This window comes from Pseudorhodobacter wandonensis (assembly GCF_001202035.1).
GTDB lineage: Bacteria > Pseudomonadota > Alphaproteobacteria > Rhodobacterales > Rhodobacteraceae > Pseudorhodobacter > Pseudorhodobacter wandonensis.
Genome location: NZ_LGHT01000014.1, coordinates 1 through 24,588, shown reverse-complemented (window position 1 = coordinate 24,588; position 24,588 = coordinate 1). Strand labels below are relative to the sequence as shown.

Annotated in this window: 24 protein-coding genes and 3 pseudogenes; 21 read left to right on the top strand and 6 right to left on the bottom strand. The window is 60.4% G+C overall.

Annotation, left to right across the window (positions count from 1 at the left end):
• Positions 1-81: 81 nt before the first annotated feature.
• Positions 82-792 (bottom strand): GntR family transcriptional regulator, encoded by a 711-nt coding sequence (locus AKU79_RS01555; RefSeq protein ID WP_050521831.1) that lies wholly within the window; start codon positions 790-792, stop codon positions 82-84.
• A 73-nt stretch (positions 793-865) separates the two neighbouring features.
• On the opposite strand from AKU79_RS01555, the gene AKU79_RS01550 reads away from it, so the two are divergent.
• Positions 866-1,405, top strand: a complete 540-nt coding sequence (locus tag AKU79_RS01550) for a HutD/Ves family protein (protein ID WP_050521830.1) — start codon at positions 866-868, stop codon at positions 1,403-1,405.
• 6 nt (positions 1,406-1,411) lie between these two features.
• Here AKU79_RS01550 and AKU79_RS01545 read toward each other — a convergent pair whose 3' ends face one another.
• A complete protein-coding gene (locus AKU79_RS01545) occupies positions 1,412-2,770 on the bottom strand; it encodes a formimidoylglutamate deiminase (RefSeq protein WP_082223876.1) in 1,359 nt (452 codons plus the stop codon).
• 127 nt (positions 2,771-2,897) lie between these two features.
• Here AKU79_RS01545 and hutI point away from each other — a divergent pair, with 127 nt between their 5' ends.
• From hutI to gfa, 6 genes are all read left to right on the top strand, one after another.
• Complete coding sequence (hutI, locus tag AKU79_RS01540) at positions 2,898-4,064, top strand: imidazolonepropionase (protein ID WP_050521828.1); 1,167 nt, start codon at positions 2,898-2,900, stop codon at positions 4,062-4,064.
• A complete protein-coding gene (gene hutH / locus AKU79_RS01535) occupies positions 4,061-5,599 on the top strand; it encodes a histidine ammonia-lyase (protein ID WP_050521827.1) in 1,539 nt (512 codons plus the stop codon). The genes hutI and hutH overlap by 4 nt, the downstream gene beginning before the upstream one ends.
• Positions 5,596-6,402, top strand: a complete 807-nt coding sequence (gene hutG / locus AKU79_RS01530) for an N-formylglutamate deformylase (RefSeq protein ID WP_050521826.1) — start codon at positions 5,596-5,598, stop codon at positions 6,400-6,402. Before hutH ends, hutG begins: the two co-directional genes overlap by 4 nt.
• Before the next feature lie 11 nt (positions 6,403-6,413).
• Positions 6,414-8,096, top strand: a complete 1,683-nt coding sequence (gene hutU, locus AKU79_RS01525; RefSeq protein ID WP_408002827.1) for a urocanate hydratase — start codon at positions 6,414-6,416, stop codon at positions 8,094-8,096.
• Between the two features lie 76 nt (positions 8,097-8,172).
• Entirely contained in the window at positions 8,173-9,303 is a 1,131-nt protein-coding gene (locus tag AKU79_RS01520; protein ID WP_050521824.1) for an S-(hydroxymethyl)glutathione dehydrogenase/class III alcohol dehydrogenase, read from the top strand.
• 60 nt (positions 9,304-9,363) lie between these two features.
• Entirely contained in the window at positions 9,364-9,924 is a 561-nt protein-coding gene (gene gfa, locus AKU79_RS01515) for an S-(hydroxymethyl)glutathione synthase (protein WP_050521823.1), read from the top strand.
• A gap of 27 nt (positions 9,925-9,951) precedes the next feature.
• Here the strand turns inward: gfa and AKU79_RS01510 are convergent, their stop codons facing one another.
• Positions 9,952-10,860, bottom strand: coding sequence for a LysR substrate-binding domain-containing protein (locus tag AKU79_RS01510; RefSeq protein ID WP_050521822.1), 909 nt, complete (start codon positions 10,858-10,860; stop codon positions 9,952-9,954).
• A gap of 138 nt (positions 10,861-10,998) precedes the next feature.
• Here AKU79_RS01510 and AKU79_RS01505 point away from each other — a divergent pair, with 138 nt between their 5' ends.
• From AKU79_RS01505 to AKU79_RS01465, 10 genes and pseudogenes are all read left to right on the top strand, one after another.
• Entirely contained in the window at positions 10,999-12,036 is a 1,038-nt protein-coding gene (locus AKU79_RS01505) for an aromatic ring-hydroxylating dioxygenase subunit alpha (RefSeq protein WP_050521821.1), read from the top strand.
• Positions 12,033-13,151 (top strand): 2Fe-2S iron-sulfur cluster-binding protein, encoded by a 1,119-nt coding sequence (locus AKU79_RS01500; RefSeq protein WP_197087183.1) that lies wholly within the window; start codon positions 12,033-12,035, stop codon positions 13,149-13,151. The genes AKU79_RS01505 and AKU79_RS01500 overlap by 4 nt, the downstream gene beginning before the upstream one ends.
• Positions 13,151-14,293 (top strand): histidinol-phosphate transaminase, encoded by a 1,143-nt coding sequence (gene hisC, locus AKU79_RS01495; protein WP_050521820.1) that lies wholly within the window; start codon positions 13,151-13,153, stop codon positions 14,291-14,293. The genes AKU79_RS01500 and hisC overlap by 1 nt, the downstream gene beginning before the upstream one ends.
• Positions 14,290-15,699 carry an FAD-binding oxidoreductase gene (locus AKU79_RS01490; RefSeq protein ID WP_082223874.1) on the top strand — a complete coding sequence of 470 codons (1,410 nt, stop codon included), beginning with the start codon at positions 14,290-14,292 and terminating at the stop codon, positions 15,697-15,699. Before hisC ends, AKU79_RS01490 begins: the two co-directional genes overlap by 4 nt.
• Positions 15,696-16,763 (top strand): annotated as a pseudogene (locus AKU79_RS19640) (DUF2817 domain-containing protein); the annotation flags it as partial. The gene AKU79_RS01490 and the pseudogene AKU79_RS19640, both read left to right, overlap by 4 nt.
• Before the next feature lie 102 nt (positions 16,764-16,865).
• On the top strand, positions 16,866-17,648 hold the full coding sequence (locus AKU79_RS19635) for an ABC transporter ATP-binding protein (RefSeq protein ID WP_050521841.1): 783 nt from the start codon (positions 16,866-16,868) through the stop codon (positions 17,646-17,648).
• 88 nt (positions 17,649-17,736) lie between these two features.
• Positions 17,737-18,531, top strand: coding sequence for a transporter substrate-binding domain-containing protein (locus tag AKU79_RS01480; protein ID WP_050521819.1), 795 nt, complete (start codon positions 17,737-17,739; stop codon positions 18,529-18,531).
• A gap of 73 nt (positions 18,532-18,604) precedes the next feature.
• Positions 18,605-19,315 (top strand): ABC transporter permease, encoded by a 711-nt coding sequence (locus tag AKU79_RS01475; protein WP_197087179.1) that lies wholly within the window; start codon positions 18,605-18,607, stop codon positions 19,313-19,315.
• Between the two features lie 3 nt (positions 19,316-19,318).
• Positions 19,319-20,038, top strand: coding sequence for an ABC transporter permease (locus AKU79_RS01470; protein WP_050521818.1), 720 nt, complete (start codon positions 19,319-19,321; stop codon positions 20,036-20,038).
• Positions 20,039-20,131: 93 nt separating this feature from the next.
• A complete protein-coding gene (locus AKU79_RS01465) occupies positions 20,132-21,259 on the top strand; it encodes an aromatic ring-hydroxylating oxygenase subunit alpha (protein ID WP_156209385.1) in 1,128 nt (375 codons plus the stop codon).
• A 388-nt stretch (positions 21,260-21,647) separates the two neighbouring features.
• Here the strand turns inward: AKU79_RS01465 and AKU79_RS01460 are convergent, their stop codons facing one another.
• Positions 21,648-22,289, bottom strand: coding sequence for a hypothetical protein (locus AKU79_RS01460; RefSeq protein WP_231580075.1), 642 nt, complete (start codon positions 22,287-22,289; stop codon positions 21,648-21,650).
• Positions 22,286-22,573, bottom strand: coding sequence for a hypothetical protein (locus AKU79_RS01455; protein ID WP_156209384.1), 288 nt, complete (start codon positions 22,571-22,573; stop codon positions 22,286-22,288). Before AKU79_RS01455 ends, AKU79_RS01460 begins: the two co-directional genes overlap by 4 nt.
• Before the next feature lie 312 nt (positions 22,574-22,885).
• Here AKU79_RS01455 and AKU79_RS01450 point away from each other — a divergent pair, with 312 nt between their 5' ends.
• The 4 genes and pseudogenes from AKU79_RS01450 to AKU79_RS19980 all read left to right on the top strand — a co-directional run.
• The gene (locus AKU79_RS01450; RefSeq protein WP_156209383.1) at positions 22,886-23,224 is read left to right on the top strand and encodes a hypothetical protein; all 339 of its coding nucleotides are present in this window, start codon (positions 22,886-22,888) and stop codon (positions 23,222-23,224) included.
• Positions 23,208-23,789 carry a lytic transglycosylase domain-containing protein gene (locus tag AKU79_RS19630; protein ID WP_050521813.1) on the top strand — a complete coding sequence of 194 codons (582 nt, stop codon included), beginning with the start codon at positions 23,208-23,210 and terminating at the stop codon, positions 23,787-23,789. The genes AKU79_RS01450 and AKU79_RS19630 overlap by 17 nt, the downstream gene beginning before the upstream one ends.
• A 63-nt stretch (positions 23,790-23,852) precedes the next feature.
• Entirely contained in the window at positions 23,853-24,152 is a 300-nt protein-coding gene (locus tag AKU79_RS01440; RefSeq protein WP_050521812.1) for a TrbC/VirB2 family protein, read from the top strand.
• A 15-nt stretch (positions 24,153-24,167) separates the two neighbouring features.
• Positions 24,168-24,266, top strand: a pseudogene (locus tag AKU79_RS19980) (hypothetical protein); the annotation flags it as partial.
• A gap of 114 nt (positions 24,267-24,380) precedes the next feature.
• On the opposite strand, the pseudogene AKU79_RS19975 reads toward AKU79_RS19980, so the two are convergent.
• Positions 24,381-24,431, bottom strand: a pseudogene (locus AKU79_RS19975) (hypothetical protein); the annotation flags it as partial.
• Between the last annotated feature and the right edge of the window lie 157 nt (positions 24,432-24,588).

Genomic DNA, 24,588 nt, shown 5'->3' with positions numbered 1-24,588 from the left:
GTTAACGCGACACCGGACTTCCTCGCTGCTTGGTTCTGCGATTGGATGGAGTGAAACGGTCGCAGGAGCGGAAGGCAAACGTCAATAGCGCGTCGTCATGCGATAGCCGCGCCGGTGGCTTAGAGTCACAAGAGTAATCGCAGCGTTTTGCCACCACGTCGCGCGTTCGACGCAGAACACCGGTTCGCCAAGTTTGTGGTCAAGGTGCGTAACGGTGATTGCATCAGCGGCAGCCGCCAAAAAGCTGATCTCCACCTCGGAAAACGGGACCGTCGCAACTAGCCACTCATTCGGGCCGATCGCGGCAAAGTCCTGCTGTAACGCTTGCGGCAGCGCCGCGCCGTTAATCCAGCGGTCCTCAAGCTGAAAGGCTTCGCCATTGGCAGAGTGCAAGCATACCAGATGAACCACCTCGCTGCCAACCTGAAGGTTCATCCGTGCCCGCAGCCAGTCAGGCGCAACAAGGATTTCGCGACTAACCAACGCATAACGGTAAGACGCGCCGGTCTTTTCGACTTCCGCGCGCACGATGGGCGTCTCAAAGCGCGCTTGCCGGATCGGTGCCATGCGAACCCGTGTTCCGGCTTTGCGCTTTCGGTCCAGAAAGCCAAGCTCTGACACTTCGCGCAGGGCGCGGTTCATCGTCGTGCGCGAACACCTAAACTCCTCCGCCAATTCCACTTCGCCGGGAAGCAGGGTTCCGGGGCCCCAGGGGCCTTCGGTAATGCGGTGCAGGATTTCTGCCATGACCTCCCTGAAGGTGGTCTTCTCAAAGATCGGTGTTGTCGCCATTCAGGTCTGCCTCTTGGCCCCGTGTGAAACCCTTGATAAGGTTATGTGTACGCTTAAGGCAAGGATTGGTCCCATGTTTCGCATCATGAACCCAGATGAATTCCAGACCAACCCGTGGAAAAACGGGGGCGGTATCACACGTGAGGTTGCGCGCCACCCAGTTGGTGAGGATTGGCAATGGCGCATCAGCATTGCCGAGGTCGGTACGGACGGGCCGTTTTCGCTGTTTCCCGGCATGACACGGATTTTGACGGTGATTGATGGTGCAGGGATTGATTTGCTTGCCGTAGGTGGCTTGCTGGAGGCGCGCCTGCACCGGCCGGTTCATTTCTCCGGTGACCAAGACGTAAATGCCAAGTTGGTCAGTGGACCAGTCCATGACTTGAATTTGATCTATGACGCGACGGCCGTCGAGGCTGCGGTGAACGTGATTCTTGGGCCAGCCACGGTGAACTGTGAAGCTGGAACCGCTGGGTTCCTGTGCCTTTCAGGCGCCGTCACCGTTTCCGGCGATGGGTTGCCTGTCGGGGCGTTCGCCTTGGGAACTGGCGCAGACATAGCACTTGAGGCTGATGCCACCGGGATACTGATTACCCTGCGGGATCGGGCCTGAAAGGGGTCAAACCGCGTCGATCAAGGCTTTCACAGCTTTTCGCCAGGTGGTGATGATCTGGTCGCGGTGGAGGTGACGCCCCTCTTTCACTTGATGCCTGCCCGCGGACCACAGGTCTGTGATCACGGTATCGGGTGCCGCAAAGGCCAGACCATCAAGAATTTGATCGGGGGCAAGCGCACAAAGCGTCGGGTGAGACAGGTCGATCGCTGTCAGATCGGCAAGAAAGCCAGTCTCAATCTGCCCCGATTTGCGCCCCAAAGCCTGAGCCCCGCCCAGTGCCGCACCGACATAAAGGCACTGACCGACCGAGCCGTCTTTTTCAACCATGACATTGCGGGCAATGTCGCGCAGGCGCTGGCTGTATTCCAAGGTGCGCAGCTCCTCGGTCAGGCTGATGCGGACGTTGCTGTCGGAACCGATCCCAAACGCCCCGCCTGCTGCCAGCCAGCCCGGCCCGTTGAACGGCCCGTCTCCAAGATTGGCCTCAGTGATCGGACACAGCCCAGCAACCGCACCGCTTTTTGCCAGTGTTGCCGTTTCTTGCGCTGTCATGTGGGTGGCGTGGATCGCACACCAATCCGCACCGATGGGGGTGTTGGCCAGCAACCATTCCACAGGCCGCGCACCAAGCCATGCCGAGATATCGGCCACTTCCTTGGGCTGTTCGGCGACGTGGATGTGAATGGGATTTCCCGCAGCCAAAGGTAAAGCGCGGGCCAGATCGGCGGGGTTGGTGGCGCGCAGCGAATGCGGCGCAATCCCGACGCGGGTGTCAGCGGGCAGAGCGCGTGCGGCTGTGCGAGTGGCCTCCAGCAAGTCTGCAAAACCGTCGACCGTATTGCCAAACCGCAGCTGCCCGGCGGCAAGGGGTTGCTGCCCCGCGCCGCCATAGGTGTACAGAACCGGCAGATGCGTCAGGCCGATACCCGTCAGGTGGGCGGCGGCGAAGATGCGGTTCGACAGTTCTGCGATGTCGGCATAGGTGCCACCCCCCGGTTGATGATGCACATAGTGGAATTCGCCAACGGCGGCGTAGCCTGCCTCTTGCATTTCCATGAACACAAGGGCGGCAATCGCCTCCATCTGCTCGGGCGTCAACCGGTCTAGAAAACGGTACATCAGATCGCGCCATGTCCAGAAACTGTCACGGCCCGCGATGCGGTGTTCGGTCATGCCCGCCATCGCGCGTTGGAACGCATGGCTGTGCAGGTTTGAAAGCGCGGGCAGCAGCGCCGACACTCGCGCATCGCCGGACTGCGGGGCCGCTGCCGTGGCCACGCCGGTGATATGCCCATCGGCCACGGTGATCCTGACCTGTTCGGCCCATCTGTCGGGCAGCAAGGCGCGTTCTGCAAAAATCACGATGACGACTCCTTATGTGTAGACATAATGCTTATAGTTGCATAAATAACCCGCAGGCAACACCTTTTGCGGAGCATATACCGTGCAGAATCCTTCTGTCGTTTTGACCTCACTTCGGGCGGCAACGATGATACCGGGTGCTGATCCCTACGGCTTGGTTGACGATGCCGCGCTTGTTTTGATCGGGGGCAAGATCGCATGGGTTGGGGCGCAGGCGAATTTGCCAAGCGACTACGCCGGATTGTCCCGGCGAGACATGGGCGGACGTTTGGTGACTCCGGCGCTGATTGATTGCCACACCCATGTCGTCCATGGCGGCAGCCGTGCGACGGAATTCGAGATGCGGCTGCAAGGGGCAAGCTACGAAGAGGTTGCGCGGGCTGGGGGCGGGATCGTCTCGACCGTGACCGCGACGCGCAAGGCTCATGAAGACGATCTGGTTGCGGCGGCGCTGCCCTATGTCGATGCGATGATTGCAGAAGGCGTGGCTGTGATCGAGATCAAGTCCGGTTACGGGTTGGAGCAGGACACCGAACTACGGATGCTGCGTGCCGCGCGGCGGATTGGCCAGTTGCGCCCCGTTCTGGTGCGGACAAGCTATCTTGCCGCCCATGCCGTGCCTGCGGAGTATAAAGGCCGGGCCGACGCCTATATCGACGCGGTTTGCATTCCCGCACTGCACGCGGCCCATGCCCAAGGGCTGGTCGATGCCGTTGATGGGTTCTGCGAAGGCATCGCGTTTTCGCCTGCCCAAATTGAACGGGTGTTTCAGGTGGCCCAGAGCCTTGGACTGCCGGTCAAGCTGCATGCCGAGCAGCTTTCTAACTTGGGCGGTGCGGCATTGGCTGCGCGCTATGGCGCGATGTCTGCCGATCATCTGGAATATCTGGATGAGGCGGGCGTGGTCGCCATGGCCGCGGCTGGAACCGTGGCGGTGATCCTGCCCGGTGCGTTTTATACTCTGCGCGAAACGCAAATGCCCCCGATTGATTTGCTGCGCAAACACGGCGTGCCGATGGCCGTGGCGACCGATATGAACCCCGGTTCCAGCCCCATGACCTCGCTTTTGTTGGCGATGAACATGGCCTGCACCCTGTTCCGCATGACCCCGGCCGAGGCTTTGGCCGGGGCCACCACCCATGCCGCCCGCGCCCTTGGTCTGACGGATCGCGGCACGCTGGCGTCGGGTCAGATCGCCGATATTGCCGTCTGGAACTGCGGCCACCCGGCCGATCTTGCCTACCGCATCGGCTTTAATCCCCTATCCCAACGCATTATTGGAGGCGTCCTTTGACCGCTCTTATCCTTGTTCCCGGCCAGACCACCTTGGCGCAACTCGCGCGCATTTACCGCGAGGAACTGGCTGTCACGCTTGACCGCGCTGCCCGTCCGGGGATCGAGGCCGCCGCTGCTGCGATCAGTGCTGCTGCTGCTGGCGACGTTCCAGTCTACGGGGTAAACACCGGTTTTGGCAAACTGGCGTCCCTGCGCATCGCCCCCGAAGACACGGCTACCCTGCAACGCAACCTGATCCTGTCGCATTGCTGCGGTGTGGGCGATGCCATCCCGCGCGCCCATGCGCGGTTGCTGATGGTGCTGAAACTGCTCAGCTTCGGGCGCGGCGCGTCAGGCGTGCGCTGGGTGTTTGTGGAACTGCTGGAGGCGATGTTGGCCCGTGGCGTGACGCCGGTCATTCCTGCGCAAGGGTCGGTCGGGGCGTCGGGCGACCTGGCCCCCTTGTCCCATATGACTGCCGTTCTGATTGGCGAGGGCGAGGCGGAGTATCAAGGCCGCGTGATGCCGGGTGCCGAGGCTTTGGCTGCGGCTGGCCTGACCCCCATTCCGCTCGGGCCCAAGGAAGGACTGGCCTTCATTAACGGCACACAGTTTTCCACCGCCTTTGCGCTAGCGGGCCTGTTTGACGGCTGGAATGCGGCGCAGTCGGCGCTGGTGACTTCGGCGCTGTCGACCGACGCTATAATGGGGTCTACCGCCCCCTTACAGCCGGAAATTCATGCGCTGCGAGGCCATGCCGGACAGATCGAGGCCGCAAGCTTCATGCGGTCGCTGCTGGCCGGTTCTGAAATCCGCGAGAGCCACATGGTGGGTGATGCGCGCGTGCAGGACCCATACTGCATCCGCTGTCAGCCGCAGGTGACCGGGGCCGCGATGGACGTGTTGCGCCAAGCGGCCCATACGCTGGAGATCGAGGCGAATGCCGCAACTGACAATCCCTTGGTTTTGACGGGGGCCGGGCTGATCGTGTCTGGCGGTAATTTCCATGCTGAACCCGTGGGCTTTGCCGCCGACATGATCGCGCTGGCTTTGGCTGAAATCGGCGCGATTGCGCAGCGCCGCGTCGCCTTGATGGTGGACCCGGTGCTGTCGTTCAACCTGCCCGCCTTCCTGACCCCGCGCCCTGGCCTGAACTCCGGCCTGATGATCGCCGAGGTGACCACCGCCGCGCTGATGTCGGAAAACAAGCATATCGCCATGCCTTGCGTGACCGACAGCACGCCGACATCGGCCAATCAGGAGGACCATGTCAGCATGGCCGCCCACGGTGCCGTGCGTTTGGGCAAGATGGTGCATAACCTGAACGTGATCCTCGGCGTCGAGGCGATGTGTGCCGCCCAAGGCATCGACTTCCGCGCGCCGCTGCACACCAGCGCGCCGTTGCAGAGCGTCGTCGCGCGCCTGCGGCAAGACGTGGCCACGCTGGGCGATGATCGCTACCTTGCCCCCGATCTGGCCGCCGTCGCGCGTCTGATTGGCAACGGCGCCTTGGCGCAGTCATGTGGTCTGGCACTGCCCGAGCTTTCTGCATGATGCCGGTCGTTGTCAAACAAGGCGACAGCCCAGTCATTTTGGGCATGCCACATGGGGGGACCCATGTGCCAGACGCATTGATGGCCCGGTTGAATGACCGTGGGCGGGCGCTGTCAGACACCGATTGGCATATTGCGCAGCTATATCATGAGCTTTTGCCCGGTATCACGACGGTCGAGGCTACGTTTCACCGCTATGTCATCGACGCCAACCGTGATCCGGCGGGGGCTTCGCTCTATCCGGGTGCCAACACAACCTCCCTGTGCCCGACGACAGATTTCGACGGGCTGAAAATCTGGGCAGAGGGGCAGGAACCCGGCGCTGACGAGATTACCGCACGGCGGGCGCAATACCACGCTACCTATCACGCCGCATTGGCTGCCGAAGTGGAGCGGGTGAAAGCCCGGCATGGCGTGGCCATCGTCTATGATTGCCACTCGATCCGCTCGACCATCCCATTCCTGTTTCCGGGGCTGCTGCCGGTGTTTTCGATTGGCACCAATGACGGGCAGACCTGTGCTGCGCAGGTGTCGGATGCAGTCTCGGCCCCCTGTTTTGCAGCCAAGCCGTTTGATGCCGTGTTGAATGGCCGCTTCAAGGGTGGCTGGACGACACGCCACTATGGACAGCCCGAAACAGGCGTTCATGCCATCCAGATGGAACTGGTCCAACGCGCCTATCTGGCCGCCGAGGCCGCACCCTGGACCTACGCTCCCCAGATCGCCGCACCGTTGCGTGCGGTTCTGGCAAAAATCCTGCAATCCCTAGATACCCTTGCCCGTTCGGGCGCTCTTACCCCATGAAGGAGCCTTCCATGCTTGATCGCAAGAATAGCCGCGATGTCTATCCTGCCACCGGCACCGAGATCACTGCCAAGTCCTGGCAGACCGAGGCCGCGATGCGGATGTTGATGAACAACCTGCATCCTGATGTTGCCGAGAACCCACATGAGTTGGTGGTTTACGGCGGCATTGGCCGCGCGGCGCGGTCCTGGGGCGATTTCGACCGCATCGTCGCCACGCTGAAAGACCTGAACGATGATGAAACCCTGCTGGTGCAATCCGGCCGTCCGGTTGCCGTGGTGCGTACCCACAAGGACGCTCCGCGCGTTTTGATCGCCAACTCGAACCTCGTGCCGCATTGGGCGACCTGGGACCATTTCAACGAGCTCGATAAGAAGGGCCTGATGATGTATGGCCAGATGACCGCCGGGTCATGGATTTACATCGGCACCCAAGGCATTGTGCAGGGCACCTACGAGACCTTTGCCGAAGCCGGTCGTCAGCACTATGGCGGGTCGCTCAAGGGCAAATGGATCCTGACAGGGGGCCTTGGCGGCATGGGCGGGGCGCAGCCCTTGGCGGCGGTGATGGCAGGGGCCTGCTGTCTGGCTGTGGAATGCGACGAGACGCGGATCGATTTCCGCCTGCGCACCCGCTATGTCGATGCCAAGGCCAAGACGTTGGACGAAGCGCTGGCGATGATTGCCGAATGGACCGCCAAGGGCGAAGCAAAGTCGGTAGGCCTGCTGGGCAACGCCGCGGATGTGTTCCCCGAACTGGTGGCCCGCATGAAAGCGGGCGGCGCGCGCCCCGATATCGTCACAGATCAGACATCGGCCCATGACCCGCTGCACGGCTATCTGCCGCAAGGCTGGAGTGTTGCCGAGTGGCGTGCCAAGCAAGAAACTGATCCGAAAGCGGTCGAAAAGGCCGCTCGTGCGTCCATGCGCACCCATGTGGCGGCCATGGTGGATTTCTGGAATGCCGGGGTTCCCACGCTGGATTATGGCAACAACATCCGGCAGGTCGCACAGGAAGAAGGGTTGGAGAACGCCTTTGCCTTCCCCGGCTTTGTGCCTGCCTATATCCGGCCTTTGTTTTGCAAAGGCATCGGCCCGTTCCGCTGGGTGGCGCTGTCTGGCGACCCCGAGGATATCTACAAAACCGATGCCGCGATGAAGAAACTGTTCCCGGAGAATGAACACTTGCACCGTTGGCTGGACATGGCCGCCGACCGCATCGCGTTTCAGGGCCTGCCCGCCCGCATCTGCTGGATCGGGCTGGGGGATCGGCATCGCGCGGGCCTGATGTTCAACGAGATGGTCAAGTCGGGCGAGTTGAAAGCCCCAATCGTGATTGGCCGTGACCACCTCGATTCCGGCTCGGTCGCCTCGCCCAACCGCGAAACCGAGGCGATGAAGGATGGCTCGGATACGGTATCGGACTGGCCACTACTGAACGCGCTGGTCAACACGGCGTCGGGGGCAACTTGGGTATCAATCCACCACGGCGGCGGCGTTGGCATGGGCTTTTCGCAGCATTCTGGCGTGGTCATTGTGGCCGACGGCACCGATGATGCCGCCAAGCGTTTAGAGCGGGTGTTGTGGAACGATCCGGCCTCGGGCGTCTGGCGCCATGCTGATGCGGGGTATGAGACGGCAATTGACTGCGCCAAAGAGCAAGGCCTTCGGCTGCCGACCATTCTGGGCAACTGATCGCCGCTCGACCCCATTCCGTTAAGGCAGCCGGAGAAAAACTCCGGCTTGCTATCCCCGTAGAAAGGATATCCCCATGCGCACCCGCGCCGCCGTTGCCATTGCCGCAGGCCAACCGCTTGTCATCATGGAAGTGAACCTGGCCGACCCGAAAGAGGGCGAGGTGCTGGTCGAAATCAAGGCCACCGGCATTTGCCACACTGACGAATTCACGCTGTCGGGGGCTGATCCCGAAGGGTTGTTTCCGGCCATTCTGGGCCATGAAGGCGCGGGCGTGGTGATCGCTGTCGGCCCCGGCGTAAAATCGCTGAAGGTTGGCGACCATGTGATCCCGCTTTACACGCCGGAATGCCGCGAATGCCCGTCCTGCCTGTCGCGCAAAACCAACCTCTGCACCGCGATCCGCACCACCCAAGGCCAAGGCCTGATGCCCGATGGCACCAGCCGTTTCAGCATGCTGGATGGCACGCCGATCCATCACTACATGGGCTGCTCAACCTTCGCCAACCACACGGTTGTGCCCGAGATCGCAATGGCAAGGGTGCGGGACGACGCGCCATTTGACAAGATTTGCTACATCGGTTGCGGGGTTACCACCGGGATTGGTGCTGTGCTGAACACAGCAAAAGTCGAGCATGACGCCACCGCCGTGGTCTTTGGGCTGGGCGGCATTGGGCTGAACGTGATCCAGGGTCTCAAAATGGCCGGGGCGCGGATGATCATCGGCGTTGATCTGAACAACGACAAAAAGGCATGGGGCGAGAAGTTCGGGATGACCCACTTCGTCAATCCCAAGGAAATCGAAGGCTCCGTCGTCCAAGCCATCGTTGACCTGACCAAGACGCCTTTCGACAAGATCGGCGGCGCGGATTATTCCTTCGATTGCACCGGCAACGTCAAGGTGATGCGCGACGCGTTGGAATGTACGCACCGGGGCTGGGGTCAGTCCATCATCATCGGCGTGGCCCCTGCGGGGGCGATGATCGAAACCCGGCCCTTCCAACTGGTTACCGGCCGGGTCTGGAAAGGCACCGCCTTTGGTGGAGCGCGCGGCCGCACCGATGTGCCTACAATCGTGGATTGGTACATGGACGGCAAGATCGAGATCGACAGTCTGATCACCCATATCCTGCCCTTGGAAGACATCAACAAGGGTTTTGATCTGATGCATTCGGGCGAGAGCATCCGGTCCGTCGTCGTTTTCTGACATCGCAATACCGGAACCGGACCGGCGCATTGCATCCGGAAAAAAGGGAGGAAACACCAAATGACCAAACCGAAACTGCACCCGGCACTGGACAACGGCATCGCCGCGACGTCACCGGATTTCACCGGCGGCACGCTTGTTTGTGCCTGCACCGACAAGCCCGTGCGCGTGCGGGTTGAGGGCCAAATTGCCCACAACCACGCTTGCGGCTGCACCAAGTGCTGGAAACCGGAAGGAGCCATCTTCTCTGTCGTGGCAGTTGCGCCGCACGACAAGGTGACGGTGCTGGAAAACGGTGACAAGCTTGCCGTCGTCGATCCGGCTGCTTTGATCCAGCGCCATGCTTGCAAGGATTGCGGCGTTCACATGTATGGCCCTGTTACCCGCGCGCACCCGTTCCAGGGTCTGGATTTCATCCATCCGGAGCGGTTCGAGGAAAAGGGTTGGGCACAACCCGGCTTTGCGGCTTTTGTGTCATCTGTGATTGAAGCAGGCGTTGATCCGTCGCAAATGGACGCCATTCGCGGCCAACTCAAGGCAATCGGGCTGGAGCCTTCTGATTGCCTAAACACTGGCTTGATGGACTATATCGCAACCTGGACCGTTCAGCACCGCGCCTGAACCTCGACAGAACTAACCGCAGGCGGGTTAACCTGCCTGCGGCGCCGAAATCGCCTTTTGACGGCGGGAGATTGTCTGAATCCAGCTGCGCAACTCTGCCCCGAACGGTTTTTCCAGCGCTGCCGGATCCCAAGCCAGGGAATAGGGCTGCGATAGCTTTAGCCGGATGTCGAAAGGCACGACAAGCCGCCCCGACGCGATATCTTCGGCTGCCATGGAAAGCTGCGCCAAGACGAAACCCCGGCCATTGATCGCGGCATCAATCGCAGCACTGGACATCGAAAACGCAACCTCGCCCAAGGCCTCGCGGCGGGGTACGCCCACATGCGCAGCCCAATCGCCCCAGCCGGGTGCCGCACCCTGCGCGCGATCCCATTCGATCCCCAAAAGCGGCGCATCAAGGATGTCCGCAGGCGCTGGCGGCTTCAGTCTTGCAAGAAGTGCAGGGGAACAGGCTGGGACGACCCAATCCGTGAAAAGCTCGGTTCGGTGATCAAAGCGCGTAATCAGATCACCGTAGGACAGCCGGAAGTCGACGTCATCGGCCCCAAAGCGGGGTTCGGTGTCATCCCCAATCAAGCGCACTGTTGTGGTGGGATGAGAGGATTGCCAATCGAACAACTGCGCGCCGATCCATTTGGAGGCCAGCGACGGCAGACATGAAATCGTCAGCGTGGCGGCTGTCCGTGCCCGCTCGACCTTGGTTTGTGCCTCGCGAAGCGTATCAAACGCGGATTTGATATCATCATGATAGTGCCGCCCACGTGTCGTCAAGGCGATCGACTTGCCTTTGCGCTCGACTAGTCGCAGCCCGACTTCTGCCTCGGCTTTGCGCAGCTGTTGACTGACAGCACCGACTGTAACACCCAGTTCGGCTGCGGCCGCCGTCGCACTGCCAAGTCGGCCAAATGCCTCAAAGGCTTGTATCGCGCGCATGGAGGGAAGTTTTTGCAAATTCGTTAATCCGGCAGGAGCACAGTTTAGTTTTTCTAAAATAGAACGCAGAAGCAAGTGCTTTTTGAATCGGTAAATGCAAGTTAGCAATATGTCTACACATAATTCTAGGAGCACATCATGTACCTACGCAACAGTTGGTATGTCGCAGCATGGGACCACGAGGTTGGCAGCGGCCTTTTCCCCATCAAGATGCTGGGTGAAGAGATCGTGCTTTACCGCAAGACCAACGGCGAAGTCGCGGCGCTTGAAGACGCCTGCCCGCATCGCAAGTTGCCGCTGTCGATGGGCCGCATCAAGGGTGACACCGTCGAATGCGGCTATCACGGACTGACCTTTGATGGCACCGGCACCTGCACTCGGGTTCCCGGCGTCGAGAAAATCCCGCATGTCGCCTGTGTGCGCTCTTATCCGATTCACGAACGCTATGGCCTGCTGTGGGTCTGGATGGGCGACGCCGACAAGGCCGATCCGGCGCTGATTTTTCAGGTGGACCACTGGGGCGATCCGGCTTGGGGCCTGAATCGCGGCGACTCGATGGCGATCAACTGCAACTACCTTTACATGACCGACAACCTCTTGGACCCGTCGCATGTGGCCTGGGTTCATCAGACGTCCTTCGGCAATGCTGCAACCGAAGAGGCACCGCTGGAAACCACGATCGGCGAGAATGGCGTCACGGTCTGGCGCTGGATGCTGGATGTCGAGCCTGCACCCTTCTATGCGCCCTACCTCAAGTTCAAGGGCAACACCGACCGCAAGCAGCACTATGAAGTGCATTATCCCAGCCACGCCATCATCAAGGCGATCTTTGCGCCCGCAGGCACCGGCGGCGAGGGCCGCCCTCTGCATCAGGACACCTTCCTGATGGACAGCTATAACTTCATGACCCCGATCGACGAGAACACGACCAAGTACTACTGGTTCCAGATGCGCAATTTCGCACCCCATGATGCAAAGATTTCGGCTGAATTTGCCACCTCGGTGCGCGGTGCCTTTGACGAGGACCGTGCCGTTCTGACGGCTGTCCACAAGGGCATGGCCAACAAGCGCACGCCGAACCTTGATTTGAAGATCGACGTCGGCCCGATGCGCTTTCGGCGCAATCTGGCCAAGCTGATTGAAGCAGAGCAGGCCCAGGAGGTCGCGGCTGAATGATGCTCGACATTGACCAGTCTGCGCAAGGCAAAGGCGGTTTTCGCGACCTGAAGGTCGTCGCGAAAATCGTCGAAAGCAGCCTGATCACGTCGTTTCATCTGGAAGCGGCGGATGGGTCGTCTCTGCCAACGTTCCGTCCCGGTCAGTTCCTGGTGTTCAAGATCCCCTCGGGCGATGCCAAAGGCTATGTGCTGCGTAACTATAGCCTGTCCGGTACGCCCGAGGATTTGAGCCATTACCGCATCTCGGTCAAGCGCGAGCCCTCAGCGGGTCCGGGCCTGCCGGTTGGCTTAAGTTCAAACTACCTGCATGACAGCGTCAGGGTTGGCGATGTCTTGACGGCCGACGGCCCGCGTGGCGAGTTTGTGCTGGATGAGGTCAGCGACCGTCCGGTGGTTTTGTTGAGCGGCGGCGTGGGACTGACGCCCATGGTGTCGATGCTGCATGCGCTGGCGCATCGGTCGACCCGTCGCACCTTGTTTCTGCATGCCTGCGAAAACGGCGACGTGCACGCCCTGCGCGATGAGGTCAACGGTCTGATCGGTCAGCGTCCCGGCCTGTTGGCCCATTATTGCTATCGTGCGCCCAGTGACGAAGATCGCGTTGCAAGCCGATTTGACAGCGAAGGGTTCATCACCCGCGACGTGATGCAAAGCCTGCTGTGCCTCGACGATTACGATTTCTACCTTTGCGGCCCACCGCCGTTCATGCAGGCGATGTATCAAACCCTGCGCGGTCTTGGTGTGGTCAAAGACCGTATCGCCTACGAATTCTTCGGCCCGGCCACTGTGCTTGACACCGAGGTCAAGCCGAAGCCGGTCGCCCCGACAGCCGGTGCCTCTCCCGTGCCCGCAGTCGGGGCGATCACTGTAGAGTTTCGCAAGTCAGGCATTGTGGTTGAGTGGGACGGCGCGGCCCAGTCGCTTTTGTCCTTTGCCGAAGATCAGGGCCTTGCTCCGGAATTCAGCTGCCGCGCGGGCATCTGCGGCACTTGCACGTCGCGGATACTTTCTGGTGACGTAAGCTATTTTGAAGACCCGCTGGAAGACTTGGCGCAGGGCGAACTGCTGCTGTGCTGCTCGCGCCCGAAAACCGCCATTGTATTGGACCTGTGATGACTACTGCACCCGAAACCGCACGAAACCTTGGTAGCGCGGCTGCGGCACTGTTGGTCAATCCGCATGTGGCCGCCCTTCCGCCTTACAACGCCGGAATGTCCTTGGCCCGCGCCCGGGCGTTGAGCGGGCATGACGATCTGGCGCGGTTGGCCAGCAATGAAAACCCCGATGGCTGTTCGCCCGCCGTTCTGGCCGCGTTGGCCGGTGGTGGTTTTGAGCCTTGGCGCTATGCCGATCCGGCCTGCACCGCGCTGCGCGAAGCTTTGGCAAAGCGGCTCGGGGTTGATGCAGGCGTGATTGTCGTTGGCAACGGCTCCGAGGAAATGATTGCCGCCATTTCGCGCGGCGTTCTGGTAGCTGGCACGCAGGTCGTGACCGTGGTGCCAAGCTTTGGCCTGCACGAGATCGAACCCTTGGCCGCAGGGGCAACGGTTGTGAAAGTGCCGATGACGCCAGCGGCAGGTTTTGATCTGGTGGCACTGGAGGCGGCAATTGCCGCCGGGCCGCGCGTGGTGTTTCTGTCTTCGCCCTGGAACCCGGTTGGGCCTGCGCTGGATCGCGCCGCCTTGGAGCGCCTGATCGCGACGGTTCGTCCGGGCACCCTGTTCGTGCTGGACGAGGCTTATTTCGAATTCGCCGACGCGGACGCGCCCGACGGGATCGAGGTGCTTCGTGACAGTGGCATCGCTTTTGTCGTGTTGCGGACCTTTTCCAAAGCCTACGGCCTGGCCGGGTTGCGCGTCGGCTATGCGGTATGTTCAGACCCTGAAATTGCGCGGGTGATCGCCTCGGCCAAGACTCCGTTCAACGTGAATGGGGCCGCACAACTCGCCGCGTTGGCGGCCCTTGAAGATGATGCCTGGATGAAGGCCTCGGTTGCGCGCATCCGTTCCGAACGGGACCGTGTTGCGCTTGCCTTGGCCGCAATGGGGCTGAACGCTGCTCCGTCGCAAACCAATTTCCTGTTCTTTGACACCGGGCGCGACAGTTCCACTGTGGCGGCGGCACTTCTGCAAGACGGCATCATCGTCAAGCCATGGCGCGAGGCGGGATATGAGACATGGCTGCGCGCCACTATCGGCAAGCCTGCCGACAATGATCGGCTGATCGCCTCGCTGAAAAGGCAGGTGGCGGGATGAAGGCTCTGGCAGCAACCCCAGAGCCGACTGGCTTGCAGCAAGCCTTGGTCGCCGCCGTTGGCGCTGGCCATGTGCGCAATAATGCTGGCCCTGATCACGGAGCCGAGCTTTTGGTCCTGCCCGCATCCACCGCCGAGGTGGCCGCTGTCGTGGCCATTGCCCGGGTACATGGCGTCAGCATCGTGGCGCAAGGCGGTCATACCGGTTTGGTCGGCGGTTGCCAGTCTCATCCCGGCCAGATCGTGCTGGCAATGACGCGGATGGCGTTGATTGAGGCGATATACCCCGAAGAGTGCGTGGCCGTCGTGCAGGCGGGCGTGGCGCTGGAGGCCTTGCAGAGTGCCGCAATCGCGCATGGACTGGAACCCGGAATCGACCTCGCGGCACGGGGCACCGCTACCATCGGCGGCATGGTGTCGACCAACGCGGGCGGCATCATGGCGCACCGCTATGGGGTGATGCGGCATCGCGTGTTGGGGCTGGAGGCGGTTTTGCCCGATGGGACCATCTATTCCGACATGACCCGCGTGGTGAAAAATACGGCGGGCTATGATCTGAAGCACCTGTTCATCGGCGCGGAAGGCACGCTTGGCATCGTTACGCGGGTGGTGATCAAGTTGGAGCCGCTACCGCAATGCACCGCCACGGTGATGCTGGGCCTGCCATCGGTGGCTGCGACGTTGGAGGCAATCAACCTCGCGTTGCGCTCCGATGCTGGGCATTTGCGCGCGGCTGAAGGGCTTTGGCAGTCTTATATTCAACTGACCGCTCAGGCGCAGGGCTGGTCGGAACCAAGCTTTCCACTGGATCAGCCGGTCTGTCTGTTGTTGATGCTGGGCGGCGCCAATGAAGCCAATCTGAACGAGGGTATCGAGCAGATCTTTGGCAAGATCCTTGACCGCCACCCAACTGCCACCGGCATCATCCCTGCGTCCAAACGGCAAGAGGCCGATTTGTGGCGGCTGCGCGAGGATACCGATCAGTTGTACCGCGCCCATGCGGCGGCGCCGTCCTATGATGTCTCGGTGCCGCTGTCCGAAATCGGGGCCTATGTTGATCATGTGAAAAGCGGTCTGGCCCGGATCGACGCCGATCTGGTTCCCTATGTCTTTGGGCATCTGGCCGACGGCAATCTTCATATCGTTCTGAACCGCACCGGTCCGCTGGATGACGCCATGTCCAGCGCAGTAGAGCATGTGCTTTACGCAAACCTGCGTGCCCTTGGCGGATCATTTTCTGCCGAACACGGGGTCGGGACCAAACGCATAGCCGCCTTGGTCGCCACATCTGACCCGGTGAAGTTCGCCACGATGATGCGCATCAAGCAGGCGCTTGACCCCGACCAGACCCTCAATCCCGGCAAAGTTCTGCCGTCTCAGCCCTTAGCTCGCGAGAAATTCCAATGATGCAGCCGCGCGACCTGACGCAATCCGCCGACACCAGCCTGCCGTTCGCGTTGGACTACGCAACGATGCGTCAGCGTTTCCTGACAGCCGCCCGGGCGGCAGGGGCGGCACTTTCCGAGCACATCCACCCGCTGCACGGGCCCGATGGCAAGCCGATCGCCACTGATGTGGCGCTGATCGGGAAGGCGGATGCACCGAAACTGATGGTGATGATTTCCGGCACGCACGGGGTGGAAGGAGCCTATGGCTCTGCTTGCCAAACGGCATGGCTGGGGCAAAAGGCCAATTGGGCGCTGCCGGACGACACTGCGGTTTTGATGATCCATCTGATCAACCCCTGGGGCACGGCATGGTCGCGCCGGGTGAACGAAGACAACGTCGATTTGAACCGCAACTTCATTGATTGGACCGCAAAGCCGCCCGAAAACCCCGCCTACGAAGATCTGCATCCGGCCTTGGTTGTGCCAGCATGGGATGGGCCGGAGCGGATCGCGGCGGATGAGGCCTTGGCGGAATTAACCAAAGCCAAGGGTCAGACGGCAGTGTCCTTGATCATCGAAGCTGGGCAATACGCCTTTGCCGATGGCCTGTTCTATGGCGGTAACGCCCCGGTTTGGTCAAACCGCGTGCTGACGGCCGTGCTGGAAGAATTTGGTCAAAAGGCCGGGCAAGTCATTGTGTTTGACCTGCACACGGGCGCCGGGCCTTACGGCTATCCGGCACTGTTGTCGGTCAGCCCGGTGGATCATGTGGGCCTTGCCTGGGGGGCCGAGATGTTCGGCCCCGCGATGGTGCCGGTGATCACGGGTGCCGCTGCGACGACAAACACCGGCATTGCGGCCACGGCCACTGGTTATATCTCGGCCTTTGTGCGCGCCGCGATGGGCCAGGCGCGCGTACTGCCTTTGGTGATGGAATGTGGCACGCTGAGCAGCGCCGAGATGCAGCGACGTGTTGTGGATGACAACTGGCTGCATCTTTACGGCAAGCCCGAGTCAGAGCGTGGCCAGCGCATCAAGACCGACCTCGCGCACGGCTTCATTCCGCAGGACGCCAGTTGGCAACAGATTTGCCTTTCGACCAGCCTTCGTCATTTTGATACGGCCTTGACGGCCCTGAAAAAGGTCGAAGCAAAACCCGGTTCTGCGGCAGTACGTGCAGCCAAGGTGGAGGTTGCCCCCAAGGGCACCCCCGCAGTCGAAGTGGTTGATCTGCATAAATCCTTTGGCCAGTTGGAGGTTCTGAAGGGTGTGAACCTGACGGCCTGTCCGGGCCAAGTGGTATCGATGATCGGATCATCGGGGTCGGGCAAAAGCACTATGCTGCGCTGCATCAACCTGCTGGAACAGCCAAACTCTGGCCGGGTCGTGATCGACGGCGAACTGGTGCGGATGAAGCCGCACGCCAAGGGCGGCACGACAGCCGCCGATCCGCGTCAGATCGAACACATCCGCGCGCGGGTCGGGATGGTGTTCCAGAACTTCAATCTTTGGCCGCACATGACGGTGTTGGAAAACATCATTGAGGCGCCGATCCATGTGCTGAAAGAGGCGCGCGCCGATGCGGTGGAGCATGCGCATGCCCTGCTCAAAAAGGTCGGCTTGTCCGAAAAGCAAGCGCATTATCCGGGCCAGCTTTCGGGTGGCCAGCAACAACGCGCCGCCATTGCGCGGACGCTGGCGATGCGCCCGAAAGTGATGCTGTTTGATGAACCCACCTCGGCGCTTGACCCTGAATTGGTGGGCGAGGTGCTGCGCGTCATCCGCCAACTCGCCGAGGAAGGCAACACCATGATCCTTGTGACGCATGAGATGCAGTTCGCGCGCGAGGTGAGCCACAAGGTTTTGTTCCTGCACCAAGGTCGCGTTGAGGAAGAAGGCACGCCTGCCGATCTGTTCGGCCAACCGAAATCCGAGCGTTTGCGCCAGTTCCTGGCCCGGACGTTCTGAGACTGACATCGCGACCCGGCAAGCCAGAACAGGGCCAAATCGGTGCGGTGAAGACCAAAATGAAACGAAGTTCAACAAGGAGACGGACATGAAACTGAAAGTTCTTTCGCTCATCGCGCTGCTCGCTGGGGCAGCCTCTGGGGCGCAGGCCGAAGGCCAGCTGAAGATCGGCACCGAAGGCGCCTATCCCCCGTGGAGCATGGCCGACGCCAATGGAGCGGTCACCGGATTTGACGCCGACGTGGGCAACATGTTGTGCACTAAGCTGGCCATGGAATGCGTGTTTGTGGTTCAGGCATTTGACGGCCTGATCCCGGCATTGCAGGCCAAACAGTTCGACATCATCATCTCTGGCATGTCGATCACTGCCGACCGCAAGAAAGAAATCAACTTCTCGATCGGTTATGCTGAACTGGCAAACAAGGTTGTCGTCGCCAAGGATTCCGACCTTGCTGGCATCACCGAGATCCCGGCGCTACTGGCCGCACTTGATGGCCATTCGGTTGGCGTGCAGGCTGGCACCACCCATGCCCATTTCATGGAAAAGCTGGCCCCGACTGCAACGCTGAAATCCTACGCCACGTTGGATGAAATGCAGATCGACCTTGCTAACGGCCGCGTGGATGCGGGCTTTGCCGATGTCTCGGCACTGCAAAGCTTCCTCGACAAGCCCGAAGGCGCAAACTTCCAGTTTGTCGATGTGAACATCATCTCCACCTTCGATGCGACTTTGGGCGAAGGCGTGGGCGTCGGCATTCGTCAGGACGACACAGACCTGAAAGCGAAAATCGACACCGCGCTTTGCGAGTTGATCGCGGATGGCTCGATGAAAGCGTCCAGCGAGAAATGGTTCAACATGGATATCTCGCGCCCCTGCCAATAAGGCCGGACCGGGCTTTCAGGAACAGGCCGCGCCCGACATCAGATCGGGCGCGGGCATCAGAGAACAGGATGGCATGATGGAATTCGGTTTGTTGCAGGTCTGGGAGGGTGGCTGGATCGGTGCGATCCTGCGTGGTGCAGCCGTCACCATCGGGGTCGGTGTGGCCAGCATGATCTTTGGGCTGATCATCGGGACGATCTGCGGCCTGATCAAATGGCGCGCGGTGTTCGGGCTGTCGCACCTGGTCGATCTTTATACATCGGTCATCCGCGGTGTGCCGGAACTTTTGATCATCTACCTGCTGTTTTTCGGATCAGTCGAATTCGTCACCAAAATTGCCACCGTCTTCGGCTTCGCTGAACTAGCCAATGCGGGCTACGCGTTTTTCATCACCGTGGCCGCGATCAGCGCCATTTCGGGCGCCTATTCGACCGAAGTTATCCGTGGTGCGCTTGCCGCGATCCCGAAAGGGCATATCGAGGCGGCCGTGGCACTTGGCCTTCCAAGCCGCCGGATATTCGCGCGTATCATCGCCCCACAGATGCTGCGCATTGCCTTCCCGGGCATCAACAACGTTTGGCAAACTACGATCAAGGACACGGCATTGGTGTCGGTGGTGGGCCTGCAAGAGCTGATGCGGACCGCCTTCATAGGCGCGGGATCAACCCATAATCCCCTGATTTTCTATACAATTGCCGCTTTGGTCTACCTGATGATCACGCTGATCAGCCAAGTTGGCTTCAATAAGGTCGAAGCCGTTTTGTCACCGCGGAAAGGGGCCTGAACCATGGAACTTATTCAGCTTGCCGTGCCGGTGCTGCTCAAAGGTCTATGGATGACCCTGTCGCTGACGGCCATCTCCGTCACCATCGGGTTCAACCTTGGCCTTGGTCTTGCGATCATGCGCGGGTCAGACAAGGCTTGGGTGTCTGGGTTCGCGCGCTACTACAGTATCGCGTTTCGGGGCACGCCACTTTTGGTGCAGATCTTCCTGATTTACTACGGTCTTGGGCAGATTAGATTCGTTCACGATGTACCGGCCCTGTGGTGGGTTGTCAGCGAAGGTTCGCGTTGTGCGGTGCTGGCACTGGCGCTGAACACCGCAGCCTATACATCCGAGATTTTGCGCGGCGGACTTGTTGCGGTGCCCGCTGGTCTGACTGAGGCGGCCAAAGCTTGCGGCATGTCGCGCGCCATGCGGTTTCGTCGCATCGAGTTCCCACTGGCCATCCGGCAGGCGCTGCCCGCCTATGGGAATGAACTTGTGCTGATGGTCAAGGGAACAAGCCTTGCATCGACCATCACCGTGCTGGAAATCACCGGCTACGCCAAGCGCCTGATGAGCCAGACATTTGCGATTTTCGAAGTATTCGCCATCGCAGGGGTGCTCTATTTGGCGCTGAATCTGGTCTTGATAGGCGTGATCCGGCTGGTCGAACGCCGATTGATGCGCCACACCGGGCCAGCACCGCAAACGCGACCAGTCGCTATCCCACAAGCGAGCTGAGACCGGGCAATTCAATGCCGCCCCTCAGCATACCACATCGAAGATAGCTGCCTTTCGGGGCCACGGTCCGAAGACGCAAGACAGGAGAGCATAATGAAAGATGCCGTCGAAGAACTCCGCCAAAATGTATCGGTGCCTTTTGAAAGGGCGCGCGCGATGCCGCCGTCAGTTTATACATCAGAGGATTTTCTCGCACATGAACTGCGTGAAATCTTTGCACAAGATTGGTTTTGTGTCGGGCGAGCGAGTGCCCTGTCCAAGCCGGGCGACTATGTGACCGTTGAACTGGCGGGGCAGGCCATTATCGTCTTGCGGAACAAGGAAGGCCAGCTCAGGGCAATGTCCAACGTATGCCGTCACCGCATGTCGACTTTGCTGGAAGGGCGGGGCAATAAGTCGAGCATAGTCTGCCCCTATCATGCTTGGACTTACAACTTGGATGGGTCACTTCGTGGCGCGCCGGCGATGACCAGGAATGATGGGTTTTGCAAAGACGACTACCGGTTGCCGGAGATTCGATGCGAAGAATGGCTCGGATGGGTTTTTGTCACGTTGAACTCAGAGGCTGGTCCGGTAGCAGGCCAGCTTGCCAAGGTTGAAGATCTTGTCGGTGACTACGACATGGGTGCCTACACTGAAACCTTTTTCGAAACCCACGTCTGGAACACCAATTGGAAGGTTCTGGCCGAGAATTTCATGGAAAGCTACCACTTACCCGTCTGCCATTCGGGAACGATCGGCGGTCTGTCCAAACTCGACGAGATGATCTGCCCGCCGGGTGAAGCAGCTTTCAATTATCACACAATTCTGAAGAACGACTCGCTGAAGATTGCGTTGGCACATCCGAACAACACCCGTCTGGAGGGGGAACGCAGGCGGACGACCTATCTTCTGGCGATCTATCCAAGCCTGCTTATCACCTTGACGCCTGGTTATTTTTGGTACCTCACGTTGCATCCTCAGGGTGTCGGTCAAGTCAGGATTGGGTTTGGCGGCGGCATGTCTCCCGACTATGTCGATGACGCCGACGCGCAAGCCCATTTCGCACAACTGAAGACCCTTTTGGACGATGTGAATGTCGAGGATAAGGGTTGCACTGAAAAAGTGTATCGTGGTCTAAGCTCGCATGCGGCCATGCCCGGCCATCTTTCGCATCTTGAACGACCCAATTTCGAATTTGCCCAGTATGTTTACAGACGCGTCAAGGGCCAAAAAAGTTGACGAGAGCGGCAACGATGGACTTTCAAAGCTAATCGCTGCGAAACCAAGCGAAACAGTTCCTTGGGCGTGGATGGCGAGCAGCAATACCATCGAGGAAGGTTACGGCAAACTTGTGGACAGAAGCTGAGAGCTAGGTTTCGGTGATGAAGCGCAGGATAGCGCAGGTGGTCAGTTTCTCTGAAGGATCGTCCTTGGGCAAAGGACGCCGGATCGTAGGATGCAAAATTTAGCTCGGGCAAGGCGGTTTGCCGGTTGAACGGGCCCGTTACTCACGCTAATTTCCCTTTCTCACGAGATAATTCAGCGCGGCGTCCGACCTATGGTCTGGCGTCGTTTCTGTTTCTGGGGGGTGGTTTTCCGGTTTGTTTAAAGGCGGAGATCGCTTCGGCTAGTAGTGCACCTCCTCATGGCCGTAAGTGCCCTCATAGTCTCGCCATTCGACAAAGACCGAGCGGTGCCAGTAGTTGCCGCAACTGGCCGGAATGCCGAAGTCTGAGGCCTCTGGCACGGCGGAAATGCTGCTGCGCCTGCGGCTGTAGTCCCCCTGTTCACCGTAGCTGCCCATGTACACAGTCCCCCAACTGTTGCAGTCGCCATCTGAGTTGCGGCGTTGCTGGTAAGTGATTTCAAACACCCGGATCGAGCGGACGAAGTCGAAAGCGGCGTCGGAAATGTCGACATCGGCCTGAGCGTCGACAGGGATCAGTCCGGCCGAGACTTCCGGGAGCGACAAGTCTGCCAGAGGCACATCAGCCCGGAAAGCGATGTCGTAGAGACGCTCAATCGGTCGCTGCTGGCCCCGGAAACTTGCCCGCATGGGGCAATTCCAGATCTGCAGCGGCGGTTCGATCGGCCAAGGCGTGATGCGGCGGATGAAGACCGCGCGGGCATGGGCGCATTCGGCGGATGCGGGCCAGCCCCCCGAAAGACATAAGAGGATCGCGCAATCAACAGGGTAGGCGGCTGCAGGTGTGATGGTTGCGGTTGAGAGGCCAAGACCAAGGAACAGGGCAGGGAGGAGAGGTTTCACGGGAGATCCTTCTGGGCTGGGGGAATGTTGAGGAAGGCTGAATAGGCCTCGGTCGCCCTGTGGGCTTCCGACAAAGCGCGACTGCGCTCTGTGTCGAGACAGGCGATGTGGGTGCTGACGGCCGCAAAGTAGGCCTCGAACTCAGCGGCGATTTCCGCGCGGTACTCGGAGAGAACCCTGTCGGGGAGGTCCGTGATCGGCACTTCAGGTGCCAGACAGCGAATCACCTCAGGTTGTGCAAAGGCTGCCGAGTTCACTGATGCGGCGAAGCAGATCACGGACATAATCTGCGCTCGCCTGCGTATCGGGCGTGCCAGACCGGACCATGGGCCGGCTCCTAGAAGCCGCAAAACTGCCAATATTTCTTGGGTTTTTCTCAACGTCTACGTCTCACTTCCCGGCTCCATTCTTCCGAGCAACGACGGGTGTGGCTGCCCTTTTCGCACATCGGCCAGATCAACCGCCGGTTCGGCCAATTACACCTCCTTTATCGTGTTTGTCATTTTTAGGTTGAATGCGCCATACTTTCTGTTAGGCATCGCTTCATAAAGAAATCTGCGATACAACGTTCCCAACAGATGATCCGAGGGGACCCCATGAATACCAAACGGCGCGCATTGCCTGTCTTGCTGGAACGCGATTTCCGCAAACTGGCCGCATCCGAAGGAGCGACTGTTGAGATCGAGTGTGTTTCTGCGCCCAACCCCGACGAACGGTTTTCGGGGGAATGGCTGTTTTACGTTGTCGGTCCCACCGGCGAGCGTTTCCTGCTGGTCACGGCTCTGGCGCGGGAACGCATCGTCAACTCGCCGATCGGCATGTTTGGTCTCGCGTTCGGCAAGCTCAACCTCGACCATCTCGACGTGCCTGCTGTCGCTGGCGCTGTCTGCACTGGCATGCGGAGCCGCCCGGGCGGAAGTGATCCTTTGGAATGAGCCTGCAGGGCAGGGGTGTGACGATCAACTTGCGTCGCTGAACACATCCGTCCTGCGTTATGACGGCCAGGGGCAGCCGATTGTTCCAGTGCGTCCCGAACAGAGAGAAGAAGACACCCGGGAACGGGAGGGGACTGAGGCCGCCGCCGATGTGACCTACAGCACCAAGGGGGTTGCAGCCCCTGGGGATGTCCTGCCGTCGATCCGGCTGATTGCCACCCGCTATCAGGACCATCCGGTCTTGGCGCGGCTTGAGCTTTCGCCAGCCGAGTGGGCGGCCTTCTTCCAGGCGATGATCAAGGTCGAGAGCAACTACACCCAAGGAGCTGTCAGTCATGCCGGTGCCCTCGGTCTCGCGCAGCTAATGCCCGGCACGGCTGATTACCTCAACGTTGATCCTGCCGACCCCATCGAAAACCTCGACGGCGGCGCGCGCTATCTTCTCGAGCAGATGGCGACCTTCGGCAGCCTCGAGCTCGCCCTCGCCGCCTACAATGCCGGGCCCGAAGCCGTGCGCGATATGACGGCGTGCCACCCTACGCCGAGACCCAATCCCACATCGTAAAGGTGATGGCGATCTATGACCGAATCCTCACCGAACTCTGACCCAAGAAGGAAACCTCCCCTCATGCGTAACGAACACGTGGCTCTTTTGGGCCTGACCCTTTGCACCCTTTTTCTGGCGCAGTCCGAGCCTGCGCTGGCGCAGGTGGTCTTCACCAAAGCCGAAACGGTCGCGACCGGCGTTCTGGCCTCGTTCCGCGGCACCCTCGCGACTGCCTTCTTCGGCATCGCCTTTGTGGTGACAGGGTTCCTTGCCGCCTTCAACCGGATCTCTTGGGCCTGGGTTGCCCTGGTCGTGGTCGGCGCTTTCCTCGTCTTCGCGGGTCCGGCCATCGTTGCCAACCTGCGCTCGTCCTTCAGCTGAAGCAGGGCAAGAACCATGGAGAAAAGCGCGGTCATCCTCGGGCTCTCGCGGCAAGCCAAGTTTCTTGGCCTGCCGATGCCCTATGCCATGGCAGTGGGAGCGATGACCGTGCTGCCCTTCATCCTCTTCAAGCCAGTCTGTTGGTTCCTGACCGCCCCGGTCTGGTATGGCCACGCGCGCGAGGCCATACCAGACCGGGGCGGTCAGGAACCAACAGACTGGCTTGAAGAGGATGAAGGGCAGCACGGTCATCGCTCCCACTGCCATGGCATAGGGCATCGGCAGGCCAAGAAACTTGGCTTGCCGCGAGAGCCCGAGGATGACCGCGCTTTTCTCCATGGTTCTTGCCCTGCTTCAGCTGAAGGACGAGCGCAGGTTGGCAACGATGGCCGGACCCGCGAAGACGAGGATAGCGCCGACCACGACCAGGGCAACC

Coding starts and splice junctions, on each gene's coding strand:
- AKU79_RS01505 (WP_050521821.1), top strand. CDS start 10,999: ATGTACCTACGCAACAGTTGGTATGTCGCAGCATGGGACCACGAGGTT.
- AKU79_RS01465 (WP_156209385.1), top strand. CDS start 20,132: ATGAAAGATGCCGTCGAAGAACTCCGCCAAAATGTATCGGTGCCTTTT.
- AKU79_RS01455 (WP_156209384.1), bottom strand. CDS start 22,573: ATGTCCGTGATCTGCTTCGCCGCATCAGTGAACTCGGCAGCCTTTGCA.
- AKU79_RS01470 (WP_050521818.1), top strand. CDS start 19,319: ATGGAACTTATTCAGCTTGCCGTGCCGGTGCTGCTCAAAGGTCTATGG.
- AKU79_RS01475 (WP_197087179.1), top strand. CDS start 18,605: ATGATGGAATTCGGTTTGTTGCAGGTCTGGGAGGGTGGCTGGATCGGT.
- AKU79_RS01440 (WP_050521812.1), top strand. CDS start 23,853: ATGCGTAACGAACACGTGGCTCTTTTGGGCCTGACCCTTTGCACCCTT.
- hutI (WP_050521828.1), top strand. CDS start 2,898: ATGATACCGGGTGCTGATCCCTACGGCTTGGTTGACGATGCCGCGCTT.
- AKU79_RS01490 (WP_082223874.1), top strand. CDS start 14,290: ATGAAGGCTCTGGCAGCAACCCCAGAGCCGACTGGCTTGCAGCAAGCC.
- hutG (WP_050521826.1), top strand. CDS start 5,596: ATGATGCCGGTCGTTGTCAAACAAGGCGACAGCCCAGTCATTTTGGGC.
- gfa (WP_050521823.1), top strand. CDS start 9,364: ATGACCAAACCGAAACTGCACCCGGCACTGGACAACGGCATCGCCGCG.
- hutU (WP_408002827.1), top strand. CDS start 6,414: ATGCTTGATCGCAAGAATAGCCGCGATGTCTATCCTGCCACCGGCACC.
- hisC (WP_050521820.1), top strand. CDS start 13,151: ATGACTACTGCACCCGAAACCGCACGAAACCTTGGTAGCGCGGCTGCG.
- AKU79_RS01500 (WP_197087183.1), top strand. CDS start 12,033: ATGATGCTCGACATTGACCAGTCTGCGCAAGGCAAAGGCGGTTTTCGC.
- AKU79_RS01480 (WP_050521819.1), top strand. CDS start 17,737: ATGAAACTGAAAGTTCTTTCGCTCATCGCGCTGCTCGCTGGGGCAGCC.
- AKU79_RS01510 (WP_050521822.1), bottom strand. CDS start 10,860: ATGCGCGCGATACAAGCCTTTGAGGCATTTGGCCGACTTGGCAGTGCG.
- AKU79_RS01450 (WP_156209383.1), top strand. CDS start 22,886: ATGAATACCAAACGGCGCGCATTGCCTGTCTTGCTGGAACGCGATTTC.
- AKU79_RS01520 (WP_050521824.1), top strand. CDS start 8,173: ATGCGCACCCGCGCCGCCGTTGCCATTGCCGCAGGCCAACCGCTTGTC.
- AKU79_RS01555 (WP_050521831.1), bottom strand. CDS start 792: ATGGCGACAACACCGATCTTTGAGAAGACCACCTTCAGGGAGGTCATG.
- AKU79_RS01550 (WP_050521830.1), top strand. CDS start 866: ATGTTTCGCATCATGAACCCAGATGAATTCCAGACCAACCCGTGGAAA.